Source organism: Methylobacterium sp. A52T, assembly GCF_053346095.1.
On record NZ_JBKFBI010000247.1, the window covers coordinates 1 to 4125 of the forward strand.

Annotated in this window: 1 protein-coding gene and 1 pseudogene; one reads left to right on the plus strand and one right to left on the minus strand. The window is 72.9% G+C overall.

Translation table 11 applies throughout. The annotated features are described in order from the left end of the window. Nucleotides 1-41: 41 nt before the first annotated feature. The gene (locus ACLBYE_RS29815) at nucleotides 42-1829 is read right to left on the minus strand and encodes an acyl-CoA dehydrogenase C-terminal domain-containing protein (RefSeq protein WP_447696924.1); all 1788 of its coding nucleotides are present in this window, start codon (nucleotides 1827-1829) and stop codon (nucleotides 42-44) included. 301 nt (nucleotides 1830-2130) lie between these two features. Here ACLBYE_RS29815 and ACLBYE_RS29820 point away from each other — a divergent pair. Then, a pseudogene (locus ACLBYE_RS29820) lies at nucleotides 2131-4125 on the plus strand (hypothetical protein); the annotation flags it as partial.

A 4125-nucleotide genomic window follows, 5' to 3' on the forward strand; every position in this document is an offset into this window, starting at 1 on the left:
GACCCCGCCGGCTGGCGCGAGGCGCGCAGCCGGCGGGCTGCTCAGAACGCCTCCGCCTCCAGCGCCATGGTGCTGTCCGCGCCGGCCTTGATCCGGTTGAGGCGCAGGGCGGTCTCCGGCAGCATCCGCTCCATGAAGAACCGGCCGCTCGTCAGCTTCGACTCCCAGCGCGGGGAGGGGGCCTCGGCGTGCTTGGCCTGGGCGGCCTTGGCGATCTTCGCCCACATGTAGCCGAGGGCCACGAGGCCGAAGAGGTGCATGAAGTCGGTCGCGCCGGCGCCGGCATTGTCGGGCTTGCTGAACGCGTTCTGCATCAGCCACATCACGGCGCCCTGGAGGTCGTTCAGCCCGGCCTGGAGCGGCTTGGTGAACGGCGCCATGGCGGGGTCCTCGCCGTGATCCTTCAGGAAGGTCTGGACCTCGCCCAGGAACGTCATCATCGCCCGGCCGCCATCTTTCGGCAGCTTGCGGCCGATCAGGTCCATGGCCTGGATGCCGTTGGCGCCCTCGTAGATCATGGCGATGCGGGCATCGCGCACGAACTGCGACATGCCCCATTCCTCGATGTAGCCGTGGCCGCCGAGGAGCTGCTGCGCCTCGACCGCGTTGGCGAAGCCGCGATCCGTGAACACGCCCTTCACCACCGGGGTCATCAGGCCGAGATGGTCGTCGGCGGCCTGCCGCTCCTTGGCATCCTCGGAGCGGTGCAGGATGTCGGCCTGGAGTGCGGTCCAGAGCATGAGGGCCCGCGCCGCCTCGTTGAAGGCGCGGATCTGCATCAGCGTGCGGCGCACGTCCGGATGGACGATGATCGGGTCGGCGGCCTTCTCGGGCGCCTTGGCGCCGGTCAGGGCCCGGCCCTGGAGCCGGTCCTTCGCGTAGGCGGCGGCGTTCTGGTAGGCGACCTCGGATTGCCCGAGGCCCTGGACGCCGACGGCGAGCCGCGCCTCGTTCATCATCACGAACATGGCGTTGAGGCCGCGATTCTCCTGGCCCACGAGCCAGCCCGTCGCCCCGTCGTAGTTCATCACGCAGGTGGCGTTGCCGTGGATGCCCATCTTGTGCTCGAGGGAGCCGCAGGACACGCCGTTGCGCGCCCCGAGCGACCCGTCGGCGTTCACCAGGAATTTCGGCACCACGAACAGCGAGATGCCCTTGGTGCCGGCGGGCGCACCCTCGATCCGGGCGATGACGAGGTGCACGATGTTCTCGGCGAGGTCGTGCTCGCCGGCCGAGATGAAGATCTTGGTGCCGGTGAGGCTGTAGGAGCCGTCGCCGTTCGGCACGGCCTTGGTCTTGAGGAGCCCGAGATCCGTGCCGCAATGCGGCTCGGTCAGGTTCATGGTCCCGGTCCAGGCGCCCTCGACCATCTTGGGCAGGTACAGCGCCTTCTGCTCCTCCGAGCCGTGGACCAGCAGGGCCGCCATCGCGCCCTGAGTCAGGCCGGGATACATGCCGAAGGCGAGATTCGCGCCCGAGGCGAATTCCTGGATCGCCGTGTTGAGGGTGTGGGGCAGGCCCTGGCCACCGTAGGCCTCGGGCACCGAGAGGCCCATCCAGCCGCCGCTGGCGTAGGTGTCGTAGGCGGCCTTGAAGCCGGTCGGTGTGCGCACCGTCCCGTCGGCCTCGCGGCGGCAGCCCTCGACGTCGCCGGTGCGGTTGAGTGGGGCGAGCACTTCCTCGGCGAGCTTCGCGCCCTCGCGCAGGACGGCCTCGACCACGTCGGGCGAGGCGTCGGCGAAGCCCGCCAGGTTATCCCGGGCGTGGAAGCCGAGGACGTCGGTGAGCAAGAACAGCGTATCCTCGACCGGAGCGCGATACTGCGGCATCTCTGGTTTCCCCCGTCTGGTGCGGGCCTCTCGGAACGGCCCGCCGCGTTGGCCGCATGTAACCGCCGCGCCGCTCCCGGAGCAACGGCTCCGCCCGCTCATCGCGCGACAGGCGCGGCCGTTCCACAGCGGCGGGTTGGTCGCGGCCATTACCGGGCCCCGCAAACCTTAACTTCGTGTTTACCAAGAAAGTTAATGGTCACGCTCGAACGATCCGACGCGTGCGTCCGTGGATACCGAATTCCGGTCCCGCTCTGCGCCGAGGAAACGGACGCCGAACGCTGCCGACGACAGGCCACCGATGACCCGCAACGCGATGCCGCAGCTCGACAGTTTCGATCCCGAGGTGCTCGACGCGGCCCGCGACGTGGCGGCGCGGGCTGGGGTCCCGCTCGAGACCTGGATCGCGTCGGTGGTGCCGCAGCAGCAATCGGCCGGTCAGGGAAATCGCCGGCACCGGCGGCGCCACCGCGCCGAGCAGCTCGCCCTGGGCGGCAACCGGCCCGAGGCCTCGACCGAGCGCGCCCTCCCGCCGGCCTCGCCCGACCAGCGGGCCCACGGGACGGCGCCGCGCGCCGAGGGTTACGGCGACGGCATCGCCGCTCTGATGGACCGGCTGGACGGCCTCGACCGCGCCCTGGATCACGAGCGCCGCGCCGCGCAGGACGCCGAGGCGCGCCGCCTCGCGGAGATCGAGTCCCGCATCGAGCGCGCCCTGCAGGCGGCCCCCGTCCAGCAGGTCACCGAGCGGCTCGGCGACATCGAGCGCCGCATGTCCCAGCTCGGCGAGCAGGTCGCCGCGACCCGGACGCCCGGCCGTCGCCCGCGTCCCGCCGCCGCCGACATCCGCAGCGCCGTCCAGGACATCCGCCAGCGCCAGCGCGAGCTGGCACAGGGGGCCGAGCCGGCGCTCGCCGCGTCCCCGGCCGATGGCGGCGTCGTCGCCAGCATGCGCCTGGACCTCGCCCGCCGCCTGGAGGCGCGGATCGAGGAGGGCGTCGCCCCGTCGACAGCCCTGATCGAGCTTCAGGAGGAGACCACGCGCCTGCGGGAGGCGATCAACCAGCTGGCGACGAGCCGGGACATCGGCGCCCTCGAGCAGGCCGTCGTCACCCTGGCGAGCGGCATCGAGCGCGCCCAGGCGGGGACCGATCTCACCGCCATCGCGGTGCCGATCGAGCAGGTCCGGGCCCAGGTCGAGCGCCTCGCCGAGGAGGTGGCCGAGAACGTCCACAGCCGCGTCGCGGAGGACGTCCGGCGCCTCGCCGAGCGCCTCGACACCGCCGCCGCGACCGGCGCCGCCGGTCCGGACGATCGGACCCTCGCGGGCCTGTTCGCCGAGCTCGAGGAGATCCGCCGTCAGATCGCCGCGCTCGCCGGCCCGGAGCGCATCCAGGGTCTCGCGCAGAGCCTGCAGGCCGTGAGCGCGCAGATCGCCCAGCTGCAGCGGACGGCCGCCGGCCCGGACCTGCGGCCGATCCTGGAGGAGATCCGGAGCGACGTGAAGATCGCCGCGCCGGCGGCGCTGGCGGAGCAGATCCAGGCGCTCGCCGAGAAGGTCGACGTGCTCTGCGCGCGGGACGACTGGTCCGAGCGCACCGGCGACGTGAACGTCGCTCGCTCGGGCGACATGGCCTCCATCCACGCCATGCTCCGCAGCCTCGCCGAGAAGGTCGATCAGGTCGGCACCCGGTCCGAGCACGAGGGCCTCGACGCCCTGGAGCGGCAGGTGGTCTCACTGGCCGGCCGCCTCGACGCGCCGCACAGCGCCGATCCGGCGCTGGCCGGGCTGGAACGCACGATGGGCGACCTGCTGCGGCAGGTTACGGCGCTCCGGGAATCGGCGCCGAGCGAGGCCGTGGTGGAGCGCGCCGCCCGCAACGCGGTCGCCCAGACCCTTCAGACATCCGGCCTCGGTGCCGCCGAGTCCGGCGAGATCGGCCTCCTGCGCGCCAGCCTCGCGGACATGCAGGCCCGGCAGGTGGCCTCCGATCAGCGCCTCGGCGCGACCCTCGACGGGGTTCAGTCGGCCCTGGAGCGGCTCCTCGTTCGGCTCGGACCCGCCGAGGCCGTCCCGGCGCGGGGGCCGTCCCTCGACGAGCGCCTGATGTCGTCGACGAGCCCGGATGTGGCCCTGGCCCCCGTCGAGGCTCGCGCCCGGTCGCGGCGCGACGGTGCTGAGGCAGCCCGCCTCGCCGACGACCTCCTGGAGCCCGGCAGCGGCCGGCCGCCGCGCGAGCCGCGCGCCGCCCGCGAGCCCTCCGCCCGCCGGCCCGTGCAGGAGCGCCTCGGCGAC

What these genes read in the sequence shown, in the direction of transcription:
- ACLBYE_RS29815 (WP_447696924.1), bottom strand. Translation starts at nt 1,829, where the DNA reads ATGCCGCAGTATCGCGCTCCGGTCGAGGATACGCTGTTCTTGCTCACC.